This is a genomic window from Desulfonatronovibrio magnus (assembly GCF_000934755.1).
In the GTDB taxonomy this organism is placed as follows: domain Bacteria; phylum Desulfobacterota; class Desulfovibrionia; order Desulfovibrionales; family Desulfonatronovibrionaceae; genus Desulfonatronovibrio; species Desulfonatronovibrio magnus.
Genome location: NZ_KN882190.1, coordinates 6,631 through 26,873 on the forward strand (window position 1 = coordinate 6,631; position 20,243 = coordinate 26,873).

Below are 20,243 nucleotides of genomic sequence, written 5' to 3' on the forward strand. Positions count from 1 at the left end.
TGGTAAACCTCCTGAAAGTCTTATGCTTGCTGAGTTGAAGATATTTTTAGCAGAGATGATGTTGTTTGTAAAATGAACCTGTCCCTTTGATTTTTGCTTTATATGCCTGATCCCGGAGCATGAACGCCTGAATCAGCAGCTTCGGGAGGCAGGTAGTCTGCAAAATTCAGGGGAGTGGACTACTGCAGAAAGATAGCTGTTGTCTGCAGTTTCGGATCGAACCAGCTTGTCTTCGGCTATGCCTTCCCCTCTTTATCAGTAACGGAAAATATAACAGGCATATAGCCATTGTCAGGCTATAATACCGGAGATACATTTAGGCGCTTAGCGGAAATTTCAAACCAACATGTTTGTCGTTAATAAATCTTTGCTTTCTTGTCTGTGGGGACAGGCACCCCGGCACTTATTTTTTATTGAGCAAGAAACAGATTAGAAAAATTAGTGCCGGGAGAGCCAGTCCCCCTCCGGGCTGTAAGCCTCCGGGCAGGAAGCCGTGCTCAACACGTCATTCAAAGGTTTACCGGATGCTGCCCCGAAGGGGCCACTTTTTCCGTGCAGGGTCACGGAAAAAGCCTAGTAACTTACTCATGAAATGCTGTAACAAAATACAAGAAAAACTGAGATAAAAGCTGGAATAGTAGCTCGGCATTGGGACTGTCCCTCGCTGGGAACTAATTCCCGGTACATGCTTTTTTCCCTCGCAAGCAACAATTTCGGCAAATCGAAATGTGAGTTGCGGGGACTGTCCCAGTTATGGTGCAGCATTTTTTCTTCACACTTGGGTTGCGGGCAAAGCCCGCCTTAGAGTAGTTGCTGATTTACTTTTGCTCTACCCGTGGTCACACTGGCCGGGTCAGAGGTAACTCCATGCATTACTTTCATGGCCTGGGCCAAGTGTTCATATTTAGTCTATTCCAGTCCTGTTTCCCTGAGTTAATCAGTATAATAATGGACCATCAGGCTCTTGTTCCAAATGGTTTGCCATTTTTCATAGTGCTGCCAAGTGGGATATTATTTCATACGTGGCCTGGAAATGACTCTTACAGCTATAGTCTATTATAAACTGGATTAAATTTAATATTTTCTAATAAGCAATCTAAAAATCATATAGGCTATGGATTTATAATAAATACATCACTGAATGTTGCGTTGATTTGACCTTCAATAGCCTCGTTACCCCACGCCCAGAGCCATGTATTTGTTGGAATATGGTTCATTTGTGACAATGGAGACCACTTAACCAGGGAATACCCATCCACTATCATCCATATCTCATCCCCAAAGCGAGCCATCCCCACATGGAATTCATTTCCTATTACAGGTTCGTTGCCTCCGCCAAATCTGCCATAAGCAACATCTTCTAAATTGTGGTCTTCTTTTAGTCTGATTTGATAGTATATTTCAGAGTAATACTCTGAAGTACTCAAGCCAATATTGACAACGACTTCTTTACTGTCGATTTCGCCTAAGGTCATGCCTATTCCAGCAGCTCCTGCTCGAGAAAAATCATTCACTGTAATTGTGCTGAGCATACCTATAGGCACACCGTCAAATCTGTTACCTAAGTGTACATCGTAACTTGCACTTACTGTCGTACTTGACCCTGAATGAGTAAAAGACTGATCCTGATTATACCAGGATGAAAAATCTTGAATAAGATATGCATAAGAAGACGAAGCATAGAAAATGAAAAAAACAGCAAAAATAACATTTCGTAAAAATTTCATTTCAACCTCCAGGAGCTAAAATTAATGAAAAGGTCAGCAAAGAATAAATCCCATATTAACATTAAAGCTTAGAAAAACATAAAGCTATACCACGTGTGATATGCAGAAAAAAGATAAATGGCAGTCGTAAGATTAAATTACTCGACAATAAAAAATGGGTAGCTATAGAGTTTTCTATTCTGTGATCCTGTGTATCATGAGACAAAAAAAGCCCATCACCTGCCTGAAGGCGGGAGATGGGCGTAAATAATCAACCCTGGATGTTCGGTCTGTAATTTATGCCTGCACCGAGCATATAAGACCAAATGTCCAGATGCAATATATGTCGTGTAAAGTTTTCTTTCATCCGCAGCTCAATTTGTTGTTAAAGGGAGAAATTTTAAGAGTGAAATGCTTCACAAAACTTAAAGCATGACAATAATCCGAGTCAAGAAAAAAATGCTTATGAAATCAAAGCCTGAACTGAAGACTACGTGCATAAGTCTATTTCTGCCAAAAATGAAGACTACCTCATCTCTGCCCCTACTCATCCTTCCTGCCCCAAAATCCTGCACTTTGTCCACAGTTTTTTCTCATAAATATTCACCCTGGCATGGAAGCCTGTAAAGATAATTTTGTTTGCAGTGCCTGAAAATGGAGTTCAGGAGGGGCAACTGACGGGAGCATTACGCGTTTCTGACAACTGAAAAAATGATGTGTTTGTCACAGCTTTTTTGGGGTTAAAAGCGGTTTATCATGGCTTGGCACGGGGACTGTCCCTGGCTTCGGGACTGTCCCCTATCTGGTTGTCAGAAATGCGTAATACTCCCCAACTGACAGACTGGGAACTTTGTATAAATTTATTGAGTTGAGAGAACTTCTTGAGCTTCAAAATTATGATTTTGATGATGACAGCGGGGCCGGGAGGGTTGCCAGGGTTGCAGATAAGCTCTTCAAGGCGGGACAGAGTGAGATTGAGAAGTACGCAGAAGCCGTTGATGAACACCTGGGATGGTTCGGGGTCAGACCCCATGCCTTGATCCCATGCCTTGATCGCAAAGAAGATCGGCTTCACAGCCAAAGAGAAAAAGGCAGATTATGAAGCTTAAGTTTACACATCGCGTCCGGCACAGAGTGTCAACTTGGGGGGGTGAGGTTTACAGAATGGGTCCGGCCCCGATGAGGAATTGCTGCCTTGGAAAAAATCCCTTGACACCCGTCTATTATTCCAGCACAAAGTCATTTGTTCAAGTTTGGAACTTATTTTTGCAAGCACATGAAAGAAGCAATCCAATACCATATTTTCAAACAAGTACAGGACAACCCGGAAATCACCCAGCGTGAGCTGGCTGCAAAAACCGGCATTTCCCTGGGCAAAGTCAACTACTGCCTGCAGGCTTTGGTAAACAAAGGTTTTATCAAGGCAACAAATTTCAAAAACTCCAAGAAAAAATCTGCCTATTTGTACAAACTCACTCCACAGGGCCTTGAGGAAAAGGCAAAGCTTACGGTGCGGTTTTTGAAGTACAAGATGGATGAGTATGATCGGATAAAGGCGGAGATTGAGGAGCTCAAAAAAGAGGTACAAGGGTCAAGGGCTGAGGGCCCTAATGAAAACAGCTTAGGGTCAGAACCCAATGGCCATTCCCGCAGGCAAGCGAATGTATTTTGAATGGGACCCGAAAAAAGCACTTGCCAACCTGCACAAGCATGGTGTTTCATTTGAAGAAGCGACCAGCGCATTGCGTGATGTATTGTCGGCGACTGCGCACGATCCTGATCACTCGGATGATGAAGATCGATTTGTAACATTTGGGATATCTTTTCAAGGTCGTTTGCTCGCAGTATCACATACGGAAAGAAAGGGAGCAATTCGTATCATATCGGCTCGATTGGCTACAACTTCTGAAAGGCGTATTTATGAAGAAGGCTAAATTAAACAATAAGGATGAGCTTCGCCAAGAGTACAAACGCTCGGATTTTGGTGAAATTATAAGAGGAAAGTATGCAAATCAGATCAAAGAGGAGTCGAATGTTGTCCTCCTTGACCCCGATATTGCAGAGGCCTTTCCTAATGATGAGGCAGTAAACAAAGCGCTGCGGTACCTGATTGAGGTAGCAAAAACATCAAGCAGCCTAACCCGTCACTCTGCCGACATGACCTAGCGCTGCCCTTTACCCACAAAACTTTACATAACCAGTCACCAAGGGTCCAGCAGGGAGTAACCCAGGCACATATTTTGGAGTATGGTGTATCACCGCCACATTGCCTGATGACCGGGTAAGGAATCGTTTTTTCGACCGAGATGACCTCCCTGCGCCGGTTTCTGTGTCGCTGTTTCTCCCGGTTGCTTTTGGTATAGTCAGGGTTGTTTTCCCTGTATTTCTCCCAGTAGTCCGAGTTCTTCCCGCACCACCGCTTTTGGGCATCCTGCTTGTTTAAGCGATAAGCCTCATCATCCTTTACCTTCTTTTTTTGTCACCGGCGTTTGCGCGCTCTCTGGCAATCAGGCTTGGAGCAGTATTTCTGGTCGGGGTTACGTTTGGTAAGGGGAAAAAGACACCGGCAGAATTTACAGCGTTGCTTGACCATGCCACCTCCATGAACAGTTATTCACCAGGGTGGTAGGCTTGCAAAGAAGAAAAATGAATAGAAAAAAACAGGCGGGATTAAGAAAAGAAACCGGACTCAATGTCCGGGACTGATTATAATGTTCTGATGCCTACTTGAAAAGGGCTTACGACTTTTGGTCGTAAACCCTTGATTTTACTGGAGCCGGGAACGGGATTTGAACCCGCTGCCTGCTGATTACGAATCAAATTAAATATCTTTCACATACAAACATTTTATTTCACAAAAACCTTGACAGAAAAGGGCTAAGAAGATATTTTACTTTCAGACTGCAACACATTAAAAAACATACTTTCAGCCCAAAATAAGGTATCTTTAAGGTATCTCTTCACTGCTAAAAAATGAGGTTTTTTTATGGCAAACTACAGATGGATCAAGACAGGGGTTCAAGGGCTACGTTACCGGGAGCACCCTACCAGGAAACATGGCATAAAGAAAGACCGCTTTTATCAGTTTAAGCATTATGTCCCTGGTGTGATATCAAACAAAACAGCCAAACCGGTTCAATCGGCTGAATCTTTCGGCTGGTTGTCGGATGGCTGGACCCTGGAAAAATGCACTACCTACATACACAAGATTAAGGAAAATAAAAAAACCGGGGAAGGACCGCAAAGCCTGGAAGAATTGCGTAAACTCGAAGAACTTAAGAACTTTCAGGAGCAAGCCAGGATTGAAAAAGAACGGATTGAAGCTGAGAAACTGAAAAAGCAAGCCATTTCTTTCAACGAAGTGTGGGAAAAATATTTTGAGCATGACCCGGGCAAAAAATTTAATAGTTGGAGAACAGAAAAAACCATATATAAACACTGGATCAAGCCCACACTGGGGAAAAAGCCCTTGAGGGATATTCAAAAGCTGAACCTTCAGACGATTAAAAAGAAAATGAAAGAAGCAGGCAAGGCTGAGCGCTCAATTGAATATGCCTTGTCCATAGTCAGGCAGATTTTTAACTTTGCTCAGGATAACGGCCTTTATTCAGGGGCTATTCCAAAAATTAACCGAAAATCAAAGGTAATCCCAAAGTTTGATAATAAGGTAAAAAGATATTTACGAAGGGACGAGGCAGAAAAACTTTTGCCGGAGCTTAAGAAGCGATCCATTGATGTCCACGACATAGCCCTGGTTAGTCTCTACGGCGGTTTGCGCTTTGGTGAAGTGGCCGGGCTTACTTGGGGAGATGTGGATATTGACAATAGTAAAATTTACGCGATGGATACCAAAGGGAAGGTTGATCGGGTTGTTCCAATGAATATAGTTTTAAAAGACATGTTCAAGCGCCGGGGTCCGGGCCGCAAACATGAACTGATCTTTCCAGACCGCAAAGGTAACAGAATGCAGTCACCTTCCCACACCTTTGACCGGGCAGTTGATGAACTTAAACTGAATGAAGGGGTCACGGAGCGAAAACACAAACTGACATTTCACGGGTTACGGCACTCTTTCGCATCCTGGTTGATTGAAAGCGGCGCTAGTATTTACGTTGTGAAAGAATTGCTAGGCCATTCAGATATAAGGCTGACAGAGCGTTATGCACACCTGAACAGTAGCGCCTTACACGATGCAGTCAATGGGCTGGAACCCGTGAAGGAACCGAAATCAGCCAAAGTCACACACATAAGCGCTGTGGGATAAAGCTGCGTATAAGCGGGAAACTGGCAACATAATGCCCCTTGATTTCTTTTATTCCAGGGAACTTATGTCCTGCAATGTATTCCTTTCTTTCCAAAAGAATCTCTGCCCCACAAAAAAAGCCCGTGGGAATCACAGCGATTCCCACGGGCTATACAGCACCGATGTTCTTTAGGGTTTTGTTGATCATACGTCGACGTCGAGGATTTCTCCCTTGCCCATGGCCCCGGCCATAAGTACCTTGGTCTGAAAGTCATGGTCAGCGTTATTGCTGTTCATGGCTCCATTGCCAACCTGATTGACGGCATTCAGCGTTTTGGAGACAACATCCGCTCCCATTGTTGCATTTTGCAGGGTAGTGGCCAACATTGCCATGCCTGCCTGCCCCTGAGTTGATCCAATTTCCATAAAGTTCCTCCTTGATTACAGAGCGTTATCCTAGACAAATCAGTTCATCTCCTTGATCGACGCTGTGATTTTTGATGATTCATCGGGCGGGAAGCGGCGGATCACTTCATCTGTCCCGGGTTTCAAAATTTCAACCTGGAAGCGATCCTTGCCGTCACCCGAACTCAAGCGGATGTTCAGTACGATATCCTTCAGGCGCTCCGTGGCCATTTCCTTGGGCTCCGACATCTCATCACCATCATATGCGAGAAACAGTGACTGACGCAAGCTTCGAGTGCTCAGCCATAGAACCTCGAACCGCTTTGTGTCCTGACTGGGACAGTTGACCTCCATGAAGGCTTGTGGATGCTGGGTTGAGAGGAATATAGTAAAATATGGTGAGATATTCAATATAAAAAAACATGTCCTCTGAGTCTATTGAAAGTCATTTTGCTGATCAAGTCAATTGTACGACAAAAACACAAAATTGCAATTAAAACAGATACTTGCATTTCATGATTTTTTAAAAAAATTTCATGCAAGATGCTGTAATTTATATTAGTAACTTACGTAAGACATTTATTGCGGACTTTTCAATTACCAGATAATCCAGAATGGCCACACTTCCGTAGTTGCACCATTATTGACGATACGTTGCAAAGCTTCCTTGATCCATTCTGCATTTCCTCTGTGCCAACCCTCTTCTTGCGATCGTTGAATTCAAGCTAACATCTAATAATTGCTTATGGTTTTTTTCATTTCCGCCACGATTTCCTGCCTCATTTTATCAGGCTTTACCACCCTGGCAGCAGCCCCGAAACCCAGCAGCCACCTTTTAACATCAAACCAGCCAGAAGTGGTCATTACCAGAGTAATGCTGCCGTCAGGGTTGTCTGTAATTTTCTGTTTGGGAGAAAATCGTCTTTCCCTGATATACTTGGCCTGGTCCGGGGAAAAGACAACTTTCAGCTCAATGGGATCATCATAAACCATGTCAAAAGCCAGGGACAGCTTTTCTTCAGGATCAAAGTCCTCAGGATATTCAAAAACGTCTGTGGTTTGTTCAAGCTTCTCAATGCGCTCAACAGCCAGTGTCCTTATGTCGTTATAACGTGGAACTTGTACAAACAGATAAAGACCCCCATTGCTTTCAAAAAAATGCAGAGGATCTATCTTGAATTTTTTGGTTTCCCCACCTGAAAATGAGTAATAGCTCAACAGGCAGGTATTATTTCTAATCATGGCCATGGTCAGGTTGTCGATAATTTCTTCTTTACCGGAATAATCCTTAGCCAGCTTCCTGGGAGAAATAAACAAAGACTTAAGCCGTGCTAAATGCTTTTGAAAGTTGTCAGGGACATATAGTGACATCCTTTCAAAAGCCGCATTAAAATGCTTTTCAATGTCAGTGCCTGCGTAAATCCTGGACTCAGTTCTGAGCAAGTACAGGGCTATGATCTCCTTAATATTGAAACGAATATCTGGCAGCCTGATGTTGGGCGTTTTCACAACATAGTCAGCATCAATTTTCCATGATTTTTCCCTTCCTGGAAGGTCATTGTCGTCATAAATCGGAAAATTAAGCTCATGAATCAGGTCGAGCTTTCGACGTACACTTCTTGTAGATATGCCAAGCTTACTGGACAATTGCTTGATAGTGGCCCCCTGGGGTCTGGCAATCAAATCCAGGGCTTTAAAAAAATTTATGGTATTTCTGCCGCGCATGATTTCTCCTTTGTGTTATATTATCGGCAAAGAAAGCATCTGCCTGCAATTCTGATTAATAATTGAGATTAGCTTGGAGTGCCAGAATATTTTTTACCTGGTGAGGTATTCAGACGTTCGTGGCCTTAAAAAAGGTTAAGTGCGTTATCCATGAAACTCAAGAAGAAAGGTTAAGTTTCTTTACCATTCTTCACTCTCCTCATCATCACCTACTTCAAGTTCCAAGTCCTCTTCGCCCACCTCCACTTCAATGCTTTCAAGAGTCTCTTTGGCTTTGGCTGCTACTTCACCAACATAATCATTGCTCAATATTTCCATGATTCTTTTATCCAAAAGCTGATCCTCAGCCAGGGAGTGTCTTACTCTGGGATTCTCTGATCTGCACAACCTCTTAGCCAGAATATCAGGATCGCACATGGAAAAAGCATGCATGTTGTCAGCCACTGTTTCAAGAATTTCATAGTCTTCAGTTTTGATCAGGCGCAAAAGAGAGTTTTCAGGGATCATTTTCCTGGCTTTGCGGTTGGATACCAGGTTTCGCAGGACATCAATCTGGTTATCTTCCACGAGAATATTAACTACTTCTCTACTGATGGATTCTCTGCCTGCCACTTCCATCCTTGCTTGCGGCAGGGACGACTTGGCAAATTCAGCTATGATTCTGTTGTATTTTCTTTTTTCAGGTATGCTGTAAAGAATTTCATCTGCAGCCTCAAAATCCAAGGTGGAGCTTTTGCCATTAACAGAAATTTTTAGTTCAAACATTGAATACCTCTCTTTTTTGTTAGTTCTCAGACACATAGACATATCTGCTTCTCTTCCATCATCACTTCGACTACAAAGCCATGGTTCTGTGATGCTGATCTTGGATCTTAAGAAGTGCTCTTGTCTTGAAGCCGAGTATAAATGACAGGTATGACACTTCTGGTCATATTAGCAAAATTTTTTAAAAATTTTTAATACCTGGACACAGATATACTTTCACAGGACTAAAATTGTCAGGGGACTGCACCCAACTCCTAAGTTAAGCACCATAAGACACCGAAATATTTACATTTTATTAATTAAAAGTCAGAAATTCAAAAAAAATCACAAATTTTTCTTTAATATGACCAGAAGTGTCATACCTGCCTGTTAAAATACGCCTGAGTTCATGATTTTCCCATTTTAACAGAAAAAGCAAAGTTTTTAATTACCTGTTTTTATTAGCTTACTTAGCAGATGAGCACTTCATTCCTGCCAGATCAGATATCTGCCACATTAATTGACTTTATATCTTTTAACCAGGAACGAAGAACCAAGAACCAGGAACTTTCTTTATTCTAATATGTCTTACCCAACACATAAACCAGGGAGGTAATTATGCCCATAAGAAGAAGGAGGTTGCCGTCTGCGTCCTTTCACCCACAAGACCAGGCCATGGATAAAAACGACTGCTTTGTTGCCGGAAAGGGCGCAAAATATCTTGAGAATATCTTGAAACAATATCAGCATCTGAATGCTGCTACCCTGGGCTTTGCGTGCTGGATTCTTGGTTCATCCATGCAGAAACTAATCGACAAGATTACTGCGATGCTTTCAAAACCCCAGGCAGATCGGTTTCTGGAAGATTGTGAAGACTCTCTGGATCATCAAGATTATGGAGACTGCATAGTCAAAGCAATCAAGCATAACAAAATCAAGCATGACAGAATCATTAGAGAAGTCTGCCATATGCTGCAACAGCGTCAAAATGAACTGTCACGTACTGGTGAGTCAAAGCTGGAGAAAAACGCCAGGAAGTTTCAGAAGTTTTTCGCACTTACTGACGAGGAAGTTGAACTGTGTTTGTTCATGTTTCTTAAGGAAAGTTGGGATCAGTTCAGGCAAATCTTTCATAACCATCTTGAGGTGGATACTTATCCAGGCCATAAATTCCTCTGTGCTGCTCTTGGCATAAGTAAGGCCAGACTGGTCAAAATTACTGGAGGCAACCTCAAGAAGCTGGAGATCATTTCACAGGAACATTATAATCTGCAAATGAATAATGATTTTCTGAGCATGTTCATTGATCCTTCAAATCGTATCTCCCATGATAATCTGTACAGAAAAGTAAAGCCTAGTGCAATACCTCTGAACTTTCACATGATCTCCCCGCACGAGGTCAACCATATCGAGTTGCTGCTGCAGGAAAAGAAACAGGTTCCCACCCATATCCTTTTGTATGGGCCTCCAGGAACAGGCAAGACCAGCTTTGCCAGGTCCATGGTCGAACATCTTGCAGTGCCGGCATATGAAATCATGCAGGCAAAAGAAAACAGGTCCAGTCAGAGAAGAGCTGCCATGCTGGCCTGCCTGAATATGACCAATAATGGTCAGGGGGCTGTGATAATTGTTGATGAGGCCGACAGGATGCTCAATACAATAAGCCCATTTTTCTTTGATGAGGCTCATGACAAAGGATGGCTGAACAGCTTTCTGGAAGAACCCGGTGTCCGGGCTATCTGGATTGTTAATAATACTGATGCCATAGAAGATTCTGTGCTGCGCCGGTTTTCCTACAGCCTGCATTTTCCACACTTTTCAAGACAGAAGCGCATACAGCTCTGGAAAACCATAGTCGGTCACAATAAGGCCCGCAAGTATTTCAAAAAAGACACCATTCACAAGCTGGCAGAAGATTACAAGGTCAGTCCTGGAATAATTGATCTGGCCATCAAGCAGGCAGGAGCTACAGGCAAAGCCGGGCTGTCTTTTGCCAAAAGAGTTCAGATGTCTTTGGATGCCCATTTAAGGCTCAGCAACCAGGGGCTACTACCCAAAAAACAGGATAGTCTGGACCGCGATTTCACCCTTGAAGGGCTGAACATTCATGGCGATATCCAGGAAACCATAGACCAGCTTGAGTACTTCAACACACAAATCAGACAAGGCCAGGACCATAAAGTACTGCAGTACAATCTCCTGTTTTACGGCCCTCCCGGCACAGGAAAAAGTCAGCTGGCCAAGTATCTGGCCAGAGAGCTGGACCGGGACATAATGATCAGACGGGCCAGTGATCTGTTGGGTATGTTTGTAGGAGAAACAGAAAAGCTCATTGCCGGGATGTTTGCCGAGGCAGAGGCCAGAGAAGCAGTCCTGGTAGTGGATGAGGCCGACTCATTCATCTTTGGCAGAGAGATGGCTCATAGATCATGGGAAGTGAGCATGGTCAATGAGTTTCTGACCTGCATGGAAAGCTATCAGGGCATACTCATCTGCACCACCAATAGATTCAAGGGGTTGGATAATGCATCCATACGCCGGTTTAATCAAAAGCTGTACTTTAATTGCCTGAACAATAACGGGGTCGAGATATTTTACAGAAAGTTTCTCTCACCCTTGTGCGATGACAAGATGCTGCCCCAGCACCTGACAAGGATGGGCAGGCTGACCAACTTGACTCCGGGAGATTTCAAAAACATCCGGGATATCCATATTATGAGGAGCAATACAGTCAGTCATACAACACTCTTAGCCGCCCTTGAACAGGAATCCAGGCTCAAAGAACAACAGGAAGGAAAAAAGGTAGGGTTTTAGCCATGGAACCAGGAATCCGATCATTCAAGGCCCTTATCCTAACGTTTGGCAACAACTCTGTCAGCCTGGCAGGCGCTAAGAAGAAAGAGTATTTCAGACGATGAACCACTTTTTCAGCAGTATTTAGTCTTTACCGGACAGTTTGAAGCGTATAAAAACAGCTTGAAAGAGGTTGGCTCATTGCCGATTATCAGCTACCTGTACTACTATCCTGTGGGTGGATTTTTGTGTGTGGCTGATTGTTTGCTGAAGTATTTTCGTCGTTTATATCTGTATAACATAATGTAGAAGTATGAACATATTGCTTTAACAATTAACAGGAGGATAATATGGATATCAGCCAAAGCTACAATGAATGGGTAAACTCTGTTTTAGCATCCAAAGACTTAGAAAGTGCGGTTAGTTCATTTATTAATTTGATGGATGAAAAGTATGAGGAATTGTCACGTTCCGGTTTTTTGTTTAAGCATAGCACTAAGGGTGGAATATTCAGTCCGGAAAACAGAAACTATGAAATTGATTCAAAGACTGGATGTCTGGCCGGATACAAACCAGGATTAAATACAGAACCCAGATATTCGAGGGACATATTCAATAACAAAACCATAATGGTATTGGAATCAGCCAATAAACCTTCCTGTATACACTTGTTTGCATATGAAGCACCTTTGTTAAGGCTTGAAACTGAGAGGGATGTAAGATTCAGGATCAGCGCTGATATGGTGGGGGTAAACGATAAAGACGAAATCATAATCATTGAAACAAAGCTCCCTGGTGGAGATTCCATGGACAAGGCCATTCTGCAGTCCTTTGGGTACGCCTATTTTCTTTCAAAGCACCTGGCTTCAGGCAACCATAGCCTTGTTATCGATCATGCAAGAGAGTGTTTAAAAAAATTTCATGTTCAAAAAAATATGGCCAAGAAAATTAAGGAGGGCAAAAAGATAAAGTATATGGTAATAGCTCCCAGTGCCTATTTTATTGAAAGTATTCATGACTCGGCGATACTTCACAGTACTGAAGAGATATTACGAGAATTGAACAGGCATTCTTCGAATCAAAAAGGATACCCCGAATTTGCAGGCTATACTTTCATAGAGAATATTTTTCCATATTTCAAAGACATATCTGAAATGAAAAATTTCATTAATGCATTTTCTTTTTTATCACGGCCCAAAACTTTCAGCGAAGATGAAAAAAACTACCAGGTGGCCCTGAAGAAGAAAGGGTCTCCCATTTTTTCTGTCGAAGCCCAGAAAAATGGAGAATTCAAGAAATACATTGTAGACTATTGTCTGCCTATAAGCTGTAAAGATGAGAATATTTTTAAAGAAATTAGGAAAAAAGCTTATAATTATTTTTCAGACAAGAATATTAAATGGCATAGTCTTGGAGAAAATCACCTGCTGTCTTCACAGGCCTACTGCGTAAATTTCTTTTTTCCTTTCAGAAAAAACGCTGAAGCATTAAAGGTATTGCTTCTACCATATTTTCCCGACATTAAAAAAATGCTGCCCATTGAAGATCAGCTGTATGTTGCCTTTGAATGGAACGGGGGCAAGAATTATTTGGATGAAAAAGGGTTTAGCAAAAAAAACAGAGGGGAATATGCGACTTATCCTGATGTTGCAGTCAGGTACATAACCAAAGATGACGTTGAAAAGCTGATTCTAATTGAATGGAAATACACAGAAACATACCCATCGAGCAACAAGACTGAGGGCAAGTCTGGTATTGCAAGGCTGAATACCTACAGCCCGTTTTTACAAAAAAATGACTGTCCTATTGATCTTAAAAGAATTGATGCTGACTTGAATGATGCTATTGAATCAATATTTTATGAGCCGTTTTATCAGTTGATGAGGGAGCAGCTTCTGGCAAAAGAGATAGAACAAGACAATGACAATCCCATACAGAAAGTAACGGTTCTACATATTTGTCCAAAGGCTAACCAAGCGTACCATAGAAAGATCACCTCTCCCAAATTTGCTGCTCTTTTTCCGGATAAAAGCGTCACTGAGATATGGAGGGATGTTTTGCAATCTCCGGACGATTTTATAAGCATTGATCCGAAAGATCTGTTTCAAAATTTTTTATCTAAGCCAGAATCTAAAGATTTCAGTAATTGGATTGAATATATGAAAACTCGATACCGCCTATCTTAGATACCACAACAAAAGGAGCTGAGTATGATTGAATTTACAAGAATTGCTAGAGGTTCCTGGAGTCTGGTTCATGCTTGTCATGTGTCAGATGGGTTGGTGAAAAACTCGTTCAGGAATCATCTTCTGGCCCTACCTGGATATGATTCAGCGCTCTATGATAATTATTGCTAACAGCTGGAAACAGATTAGAGCCGAAAGCAACCCATACTGCAAGACTCACCTACACAGGTTGAACTCACCTCAGTGCTGGATTGGAAATGGGTATACATACTTCAAGATAATCCAGCACAGGCAAAAGTACAATGGGAATGAGCCTGAACGATATCCCTGATCCTCTGAACAGAAAGCCTCCAAATATCTAAAATAAACATCTTTGATTGATTGAGGACTGGAAATGAACATTTGCATTCACAGGGGCAGCAACCAAATCGGTGGAAGCTGTGTTGAGATTGAACAGGATGGCCAGCGCATTATTCTGGACATTGGTCTTCCCCTTGACTCAGAATTCAATGACAAGTCCCTGCTTCCAGTGGTGAAAGGCCTTGATGGCAAAGACCCAGACCTTTTGGGAGTATTCCTGTCTCATACGCATCTTGATCATACTGGGCTACTTAAGCACATATCCTCTGAAATCAAAGTGGGGTTAGGACCAGCAGCCCGCAGAATAATGGAAGCAGCCTTGCCTTTTCTCCCTGACAAATTTCCGCCAATTCCCCATGGCTGGGAATATGATCCATGGAAATCATTCCAGGCAGGTCCATTTTTAATTACACCCTATCTGGTGGATCATTCTGCTTATGATGCTTATGCCCTGCTCATTGAGGCAGGCAACAAAAGGCTCTTTTACTCAGGCGATTTCCGGGGGCATGGGCGTAAAGCCAAACTATTCCAAAATATTCTGGCAAAACCGCCGGGGAACATTGATGTGTTGCTTATGGAAGGCTCAACCCTTGGCAGGATTGATCAGGAACTCAGATTTCCATCAGAGACTGACATCGAAAATGAACTGGTTGAAGCATTTTCAAAAACTCAGGGACTGGCCATGGTTCATGCATCAGGGCAGAATGTCGACCGGGTTGTTTCCATTATGCGGGCATCTAAAAAAAACAAGCGTACTTTGCTCATTGATCTTTATACTGCCGTAATCCTTGAAGCCACTCAGAACAAAAACATTCCCCAGTCGCACTGGCCGGAAATGGCTCTTCTTATTCCTAACTCCCAGCGTGGGCAAATCTTAAGAAAATCCTGGTTTGACAAACTCAAGCGCCATTCTTCAAATCGGGTTTTCATGGATAAAATAAAACAAAACCCGAACAAATACACTTTGCTCTTCAGGCCCTTGTTTGTAAATGATCTGATCAAAGGAGAATGCCTGGAGGGTGCTTCATACATCTATTCTCAATGGGAAGGCTACTGGGAACGGGGTGATTACGATAAAGTGAAATACTGGCTGGCAAAGCATGGCATCACCAAACAGAGCATCCATACATCAGGCCACGCTGCACCTTCAGATCTTCAGGCTTTTGTCCAGGCCCTTAACCCGCGTAAGGTTGTGCCAATTCACAGCTTTATGCCTGAAAAGTATCCTGAGTTGTTTGATAATGTGGAAATACATGGTGATGGTGAATGGTGGAGGGTGTGAGTGTTTCAAGTTATTGTCAATTAGTTTCTATCCTGAAATGCATAACTTTATGGAATAATTAAGTATTATATTAAAAATGAATTGACTTCTAATGCACTTTTGGCGTTCTTCCTATTGTAAACAAGCAATTATACTGTAAGATACAGAAAGGAGGCATGCAAAAATGCGAAAAATATTCGAAAATAAGCCCCAATTTTCACACCTAATGCCAAATAATTAACTTGGCAAGAAGGAGGTTGGCGTTTAAAAATCCTGATTTTGCACATTTTTTCAAAGAACATGATCCCAAGGCTTTATTAGGTGAAACCATACCCGGCATACATCATTTAGCAGATTCTAAAGTCTATGCAAACGGGGTCTTAGGACGTAAACAAAATATATACTAACTGGTTATGCCTTCAGCAAAAATATCAACGAATGGAGAAAAACAAATGAAATTGGTAACTGTTCTGGTTGATTCATCCGGCAGTATGAAACAGAAGTATCAACAATCTACCTATCTGGAATGGGCTTTGATTAAAGCAAGAAATATTATTGACAGTCTAGATAGTGCCGACTTGAGTACCGTTGGAATTTTTTCAGATAAAATTAGCCGGTTATCTTTTTCAACAAAAAATGACACTCTTGTCTGCTGTGATGAATTAATAAAACAGAGCCTGGGATCGGGCAAAGGAACACATCTTTTTGACTGCGCTGCTGAAGCTGCTTGTGAAATTGGTAGGCAAAAAACAGAAGCAATTGTCAAACACTTGATAGTTATAACCGATAATAAAGACAGGGGAAGCAAAAAATATAAAACATGGGCAGAACTAGACAATTTGCTGCGCAAACTGTCTGTTTTGCTCCAAGTAGTGCCCGTACCCGGTACAGAAGGGTTTGAAACGGGATCAAATGTTTGCATGGGAAAAAATATACGAATTGAGTTTGACGCTGAAAAAATAACATTTCAGATAAACGAGACTGAACATATTGAACCTTTGGCAATTTCATGTCCTGTATTAAACTTCGATGACAAAGTCGATGATAATGTGTTAAAGATAATATCACAACAGTATCAATATGTTATACCTTATTTAGAAAAATTGACAGGACTGAGATATTATCCTGTCCCCACGGTTGTTGTGTCCGAGTCTGTCATTGATAAGATTGCACCTTTTCCTTCAGTTATCGACTCTATACTGGATATGTTTGCGCAATTGTGCTTGTTGTATCATGTGCATGTGACCGAAAAAGATTCTGTACATAAAGAAGCTGATTTTTATCCATGGATGCAGGCGATTACAGAGGCGGATTTAGATTCTGTACATAAAGAAACTGCTTTTTATCGATGGGTGTGGGCGATTGCAGAGGCGGATTTAGCAAGTGGCATTAACTACTATTTGATGTGTGGAACATGCAGAGGATTTTCTACTTTGAATCATTTTGAAAGAGAAATAGGGAGACCTATAGATACAGATGATGTAAAAAAAGCGATCAGCATAATTGAGGAAAGTTGGAAAAATACATTTAAAAAAAATTCTAATAAAAAAATAAGAAGTTGGCAACCCAATCCTTACATGTTCAAATCTTTTTCGTTTACTCAAAATTCGTTAAAAGAGCTGGTTTCATTTTTAGGAGCTGGGAAGGATGTAATCATGCATGAATGGGAGCTTGAGGAATACCGGAATGGATTTGGACCTTATTTTATTACATCAAGCGAGCAGTGTTTTCTTTTGTTTTCTGCAATAGCCAAGTGGCTCAATACCGTCATTGATGACAGGCATCAAGAATTGCCGGACAAAATCGCTGATAATATTCAGAATACACAGAAAGATCCGCTTTACCAATATTATCGTTCGATAGTTCGGAGATACGGATTCTATTTGCGACGTTTCGCTTGTTCTGATGATTTGCCTAAGCTTGTTCAGACTATGATAAAAAATACCGGAATAGTTGTATTGTGTGCAAATCCAATCATGGAGGAAAAAATAATTAAGTTTAAGAAAGGCGGACGAATTATAGAAGAAAAACTTAATGTTGATGAGGTTTCTAAAATATTTTGCTCAATTCTCCTGCATGAGCATTTCCATGCCATCTTGCAAGAAGGAATTCCTATGAGGAACAAATTGCCAAATGTAAATGAAAAGCCATTAGAGGAATCACTTGCTCAATGGGCTGAAATCAACTATTTTCGATCGGATACCGAGATGAAAAACTGGTGTATTGCCCACGCATTAAAAGGACCGTTTCCTTACTGGCCCTATGCCGGTGCAATTTTTGTTGAAAAAATTGTAGAAAGCAACCCCTCGGAAAAATTTAAAGAACTTATTGATAATTATAGAAATAATCCGAAAGATGAGTATGATGTCTTTCTCAAGAAGGCGAAGAATTTGGAGTTAAGCTGAAACGGGGTGTCCTTTCGCCGTTAGGCAAGCCTGCGTGAAAAGTTTTTGGACATGGGTTATCTTCGGTTGTCAAACATTAAGGAAGGCAACCCATGAGCGACAAGGTACATCCAGCCATCCTGCAGTCTATTGTAGAAGTTGAGCAGCAATTTGCATACTGGCGGCAAACCAACAATGGTCACTTTTAAGCTCGCCCATATGAGTGAAGTCAGACTGGCTCAGTTGACCTGGCTTGTGAACCTAAGGAAAAACACTTCCCTGACTGGACCTTCTGTAGCCCATCATCCCTTGATCTTTCTCTGAAAAGTCCGAAGCTGGCCATCTGAAAAACGACCAGGATACTGCCTTTGTAAGTACTCAAACAAAGTCTTTGCTTCAGGACCAGTGTTGATTTCTAAAAGGCCTGTAACTACAGGCCACTTCTCGATGAATGGATCACTGCGGGTGCGCCAGTCACTTATCCTTTCAGCCTGCAACTCACTTGGCAGTTTGTCTAAATCACTATACTTACAGCACTCTTTACATCCATGCCATACTTTGCCGATGACTGCTCCAATGTCTTCCCCTGTCCTAAGAGCTCCATAAGTTTTCTCACTTGATTGTCTGTGATCATCCTGCACCTCCTGTCTGGAGTTCATGGATAATCATTCGTTACTCAACAGAGAAAAAAATTGTCGTCAGGGGAATTATAATTGTCACTCATCACAGTGGCAAAGATAGCTTGATCATAATTGGCTCCTCCTTGCTTGGAGCCATTATTGACCAAGAAAAAAGAAACCCGGTGTTGTATTTTTTTGTCTTATGCAGTCTTGGGACTGTGAGCAACTGGATAGGTCATAAACCAGAATCCGGTCTTTATAACCATAACTATTGGAAAACTAGATATTTTGGGGTGGCATTTCACAATTCTGCTTCCCAATTCAAACATATACATAGTTGACACCGAGCTTGTTTTTGATCTCTCCGGAAGAAAGAGGGCCTCGCCCCAAGCACTTCAAGACTCTGATAACAGGACTGTCTGACTGAGTCGGTGACTGGGTCGGTGACTGGGTCGGTTCTTTCTGGATGACAATTACTTGAGCATTCTTGTCAGCTACCAGGATGGGTTGGGACATGAAAACTGTAAATCTTATCTTCATGCCAATTTCTTCAATAATCGGACTGGGAAGGCCAAGCTCTCCAGTTTCATTAAATATACCGCTGCCCCATTGCTCTATGAGGCCAAGTTCACGAAAAACTCTGGCAATAACAGGGTTTCTAATCCTGGAAATTCCCTGCTTGATGTCCTCTATAGTCAGGCCCGGCAGAAGAATGCCCGGGTTTTCAATTTCAATGCGGTCATCAAAAAAAGCCACACGAATGGGTGAGCCACGCTGGGAATAATCTGCATGTACCAAGGCATTGATTACAATTTCGCGCAGCATTCCCAGAGGAATGCTCCAGATGTCTTTACGTCTGGTATCAGAAAAAACAGCTCCGCTCATGGCGTGTTTTTTGAAAAAACACGATCATTTATGCGGTCGTTCTAGAATATGTGAAACCATGGGTCGGAATGAACATCCTTCATACGCGATCTGCGGGTTTCATAAATATCCCTGATGAGCTCTTCAGCAGTTTTCTCTTCCTGCCAGCTGCCGAAACTACCCCAGAATTCCTGGTAATCTTCATTTTCCCGCTTGTCTGGACGAGAATTATCTATTTTTGAGTCAATAATCATATCCTTCCCGGCTTTTTAAGCTCCATAACAAAAATTATTACATAATCTCAAGTAGTAACCGGCAAACTGGCAACTTCTACTTCTTTTCAAAAAAAGCAATATAGATCACAAACATGATTACTGCCAGGGCCAGGATTTCCACGAACATGATGCCCTCCTCAATCAATGATCAGTCCTCAGTGGTTATTTCAGATCATGAAATCACCATTGCTCAGCACATGGGATTGTCCAGGATTACAGCAACTTCAGAAATCTATTCCTTGCTCTTCTGTTGTAACCTGCTGAAGGCTACTTGATATTCTTCTGGAAACAGCCTGATATTGGACTATCTCTGTATGGATGCCTTTAAATCCCACTGAGCTGTATTGATTTCATGTATGTGATTCCATCGCCTACATTATGGTTTATCAGATACCTAACTAAAATATATTTTTCCAGGGACAACTGCCTTCTTCCTGAGGGTTGAATTTGTCATTATGCTCTGGATCGCTGACAGCTTCTGCTATGGGGTATATTCGCCTGCTTCCTCCGGGCGCGTATATTAAAATGATCACCCATTCGGATTCCGGACTTCCTATCTTTCCTAAACCCAACATGACCCTCTTTGTAGCGGCCATAAAAAAGATGTCCTGCTATCGGATGCTTGCTGCAGCCAATCAATTTTAGCCAAGTGGACATATTCTTCTCCTTTTTACACA

The 20,243-nt window shown here is 42.0% G+C and carries 17 protein-coding genes and 1 pseudogene; 9 read left to right on the top strand and 9 right to left on the bottom strand.

Annotated features, from left to right (window positions below; translation table 11 throughout):
* Nucleotides 1–1,112 precede the first annotated feature (1,112 nt).
* Nucleotides 1,113–1,727, bottom strand: a complete 615-nt coding sequence (locus LZ23_RS21450; protein WP_045217575.1) for a hypothetical protein — start codon at nt 1,725–1,727, stop codon at nt 1,113–1,115.
* An 829-nt stretch (nt 1,728–2,556) separates the two neighbouring features.
* Here LZ23_RS21450 and LZ23_RS21455 point away from each other — a divergent pair.
* From LZ23_RS21455 to LZ23_RS21475, 5 genes are all read left to right on the top strand, one after another.
* The gene (locus LZ23_RS21455) at nt 2,557–2,808 is read left to right on the top strand and encodes a hypothetical protein (protein ID WP_045217577.1); all 252 of its coding nucleotides are present in this window, start codon (nt 2,557–2,559) and stop codon (nt 2,806–2,808) included.
* Between the two features lie 141 nt (nt 2,809–2,949).
* A complete protein-coding gene (locus LZ23_RS21460; protein WP_492207395.1) occupies nt 2,950–3,378 on the top strand; it encodes a MarR family EPS-associated transcriptional regulator in 429 nt (142 codons plus the stop codon).
* Nucleotides 3,368–3,640: a BrnT family toxin gene (locus LZ23_RS21465; protein WP_045217578.1), complete on the top strand. Its 273-nt coding sequence runs from the start codon at nt 3,368–3,370 to the stop codon at nt 3,638–3,640. Before LZ23_RS21460 ends, LZ23_RS21465 begins: the two co-directional genes overlap by 11 nt.
* Nucleotides 3,627–3,872: a hypothetical protein gene (locus LZ23_RS21470; protein WP_045217580.1), complete on the top strand. Its 246-nt coding sequence runs from the start codon at nt 3,627–3,629 to the stop codon at nt 3,870–3,872. Before LZ23_RS21465 ends, LZ23_RS21470 begins: the two co-directional genes overlap by 14 nt.
* 820 nt (nt 3,873–4,692) lie before the next feature.
* Nucleotides 4,693–5,970: a tyrosine-type recombinase/integrase gene (locus LZ23_RS21475; RefSeq protein ID WP_045217582.1), complete on the top strand. Its 1,278-nt coding sequence runs from the start codon at nt 4,693–4,695 to the stop codon at nt 5,968–5,970.
* Between the two features lie 183 nt (nt 5,971–6,153).
* On the opposite strand, the gene LZ23_RS21480 is transcribed toward LZ23_RS21475, so the two are convergent.
* The 4 genes from LZ23_RS21480 to LZ23_RS21495 form a co-directional block, all read right to left on the bottom strand.
* Nucleotides 6,154–6,375, bottom strand: a complete 222-nt coding sequence (locus LZ23_RS21480) for a hypothetical protein (RefSeq protein WP_045217584.1) — start codon at nt 6,373–6,375, stop codon at nt 6,154–6,156.
* A 39-nt stretch (nt 6,376–6,414) separates the two neighbouring features.
* On the bottom strand, nt 6,415–6,603 hold the full coding sequence (locus tag LZ23_RS24870) for a flagellar protein FlaG (protein WP_198146074.1): 189 nt from the start codon (nt 6,601–6,603) through the stop codon (nt 6,415–6,417).
* 483 nt (nt 6,604–7,086) lie between these two features.
* Nucleotides 7,087–8,079, bottom strand: coding sequence for a helix-turn-helix transcriptional regulator (locus LZ23_RS21490; protein ID WP_045217588.1), 993 nt, complete (start codon nt 8,077–8,079; stop codon nt 7,087–7,089).
* Between the two features lie 180 nt (nt 8,080–8,259).
* Entirely contained in the window at nt 8,260–8,844 is a 585-nt protein-coding gene (locus tag LZ23_RS21495; protein WP_157493430.1) for a hypothetical protein, read from the bottom strand.
* A gap of 597 nt (nt 8,845–9,441) precedes the next feature.
* Between LZ23_RS21495 and LZ23_RS21500 the strand changes: the two genes are divergently transcribed.
* The 4 genes from LZ23_RS21500 (at nt 9,442) to LZ23_RS21520 (ending at nt 17,828) form a co-directional block, all read left to right on the top strand.
* Complete coding sequence (locus LZ23_RS21500) at nt 9,442–11,637, top strand: AAA family ATPase (protein ID WP_045217592.1); 2,196 nt, start codon at nt 9,442–9,444, stop codon at nt 11,635–11,637.
* A gap of 329 nt (nt 11,638–11,966) precedes the next feature.
* Nucleotides 11,967–13,802 (top strand): PGN_0703 family putative restriction endonuclease, encoded by a 1,836-nt coding sequence (locus LZ23_RS21510; RefSeq protein WP_045217596.1) that lies wholly within the window; start codon nt 11,967–11,969, stop codon nt 13,800–13,802.
* A gap of 394 nt (nt 13,803–14,196) precedes the next feature.
* Nucleotides 14,197–15,444, top strand: a complete 1,248-nt coding sequence (locus LZ23_RS21515) for an MBL fold metallo-hydrolase (protein WP_045217598.1) — start codon at nt 14,197–14,199, stop codon at nt 15,442–15,444.
* A gap of 431 nt (nt 15,445–15,875) precedes the next feature.
* Complete coding sequence (locus LZ23_RS21520) at nt 15,876–17,828, top strand: vWA domain-containing protein (protein WP_045217599.1); 1,953 nt, start codon at nt 15,876–15,878, stop codon at nt 17,826–17,828.
* Between the two features lie 186 nt (nt 17,829–18,014).
* On the opposite strand, the pseudogene LZ23_RS25715 reads toward LZ23_RS21520, so the two are convergent.
* From LZ23_RS25715 to LZ23_RS21540, 4 genes and pseudogenes are all read right to left on the bottom strand, one after another.
* Nucleotides 18,015–18,466 (bottom strand): annotated as a pseudogene (locus LZ23_RS25715) (hypothetical protein); the annotation flags it as partial.
* Nucleotides 18,467–18,748: 282 nt separating this feature from the next.
* Nucleotides 18,749–19,312, bottom strand: a complete 564-nt coding sequence (locus tag LZ23_RS21530) for an ATP-binding protein (RefSeq protein WP_052507598.1) — start codon at nt 19,310–19,312, stop codon at nt 18,749–18,751.
* Nucleotides 19,313–19,353: 41 nt separating this feature from the next.
* Nucleotides 19,354–19,545: a hypothetical protein gene (locus LZ23_RS21535; RefSeq protein ID WP_045217603.1), complete on the bottom strand. Its 192-nt coding sequence runs from the start codon at nt 19,543–19,545 to the stop codon at nt 19,354–19,356.
* Nucleotides 19,546–19,964: 419 nt separating this feature from the next.
* Entirely contained in the window at nt 19,965–20,162 is a 198-nt protein-coding gene (locus LZ23_RS21540; protein WP_045217605.1) for a hypothetical protein, read from the bottom strand.
* Nucleotides 20,163–20,243 lie beyond the last annotated feature (81 nt).

Excerpts from the sequence above, each read along its gene's own strand:
- LZ23_RS21535 (WP_045217603.1), bottom strand. The coding sequence starts at position 19,545 with ATGATTATTGACTCAAAAATAGATAATTCTCGTCCAGACAAGCGGGAA.
- LZ23_RS21480 (WP_045217584.1), bottom strand. The coding sequence starts at position 6,375 with ATGGAAATTGGATCAACTCAGGGGCAGGCAGGCATGGCAATGTTGGCC.
- LZ23_RS21520 (WP_045217599.1), top strand. The coding sequence starts at position 15,876 with ATGAAATTGGTAACTGTTCTGGTTGATTCATCCGGCAGTATGAAACAG.
- LZ23_RS21450 (WP_045217575.1), bottom strand. The coding sequence starts at position 1,727 with ATGAAATTTTTACGAAATGTTATTTTTGCTGTTTTTTTCATTTTCTAT.
- LZ23_RS21495 (WP_157493430.1), bottom strand. The coding sequence starts at position 8,844 with ATGTTTGAACTAAAAATTTCTGTTAATGGCAAAAGCTCCACCTTGGAT.
- LZ23_RS21500 (WP_045217592.1), top strand. The coding sequence starts at position 9,442 with ATGCCCATAAGAAGAAGGAGGTTGCCGTCTGCGTCCTTTCACCCACAA.
- LZ23_RS21540 (WP_045217605.1), bottom strand. The coding sequence starts at position 20,162 with ATGGCCGCTACAAAGAGGGTCATGTTGGGTTTAGGAAAGATAGGAAGT.
- LZ23_RS21470 (WP_045217580.1), top strand. The coding sequence starts at position 3,627 with ATGAAGAAGGCTAAATTAAACAATAAGGATGAGCTTCGCCAAGAGTAC.
- LZ23_RS21510 (WP_045217596.1), top strand. The coding sequence starts at position 11,967 with ATGGATATCAGCCAAAGCTACAATGAATGGGTAAACTCTGTTTTAGCA.
- LZ23_RS24870 (WP_198146074.1), bottom strand. The coding sequence starts at position 6,603 with ATGTCGGAGCCCAAGGAAATGGCCACGGAGCGCCTGAAGGATATCGTA.
- LZ23_RS21465 (WP_045217578.1), top strand. The coding sequence starts at position 3,368 with ATGTATTTTGAATGGGACCCGAAAAAAGCACTTGCCAACCTGCACAAG.
- LZ23_RS21490 (WP_045217588.1), bottom strand. The coding sequence starts at position 8,079 with ATGCGCGGCAGAAATACCATAAATTTTTTTAAAGCCCTGGATTTGATT.
- LZ23_RS21515 (WP_045217598.1), top strand. The coding sequence starts at position 14,197 with ATGAACATTTGCATTCACAGGGGCAGCAACCAAATCGGTGGAAGCTGT.
- LZ23_RS21530 (WP_052507598.1), bottom strand. The coding sequence starts at position 19,312 with ATGAGCGGAGCTGTTTTTTCTGATACCAGACGTAAAGACATCTGGAGC.
- LZ23_RS21475 (WP_045217582.1), top strand. The coding sequence starts at position 4,693 with ATGGCAAACTACAGATGGATCAAGACAGGGGTTCAAGGGCTACGTTAC.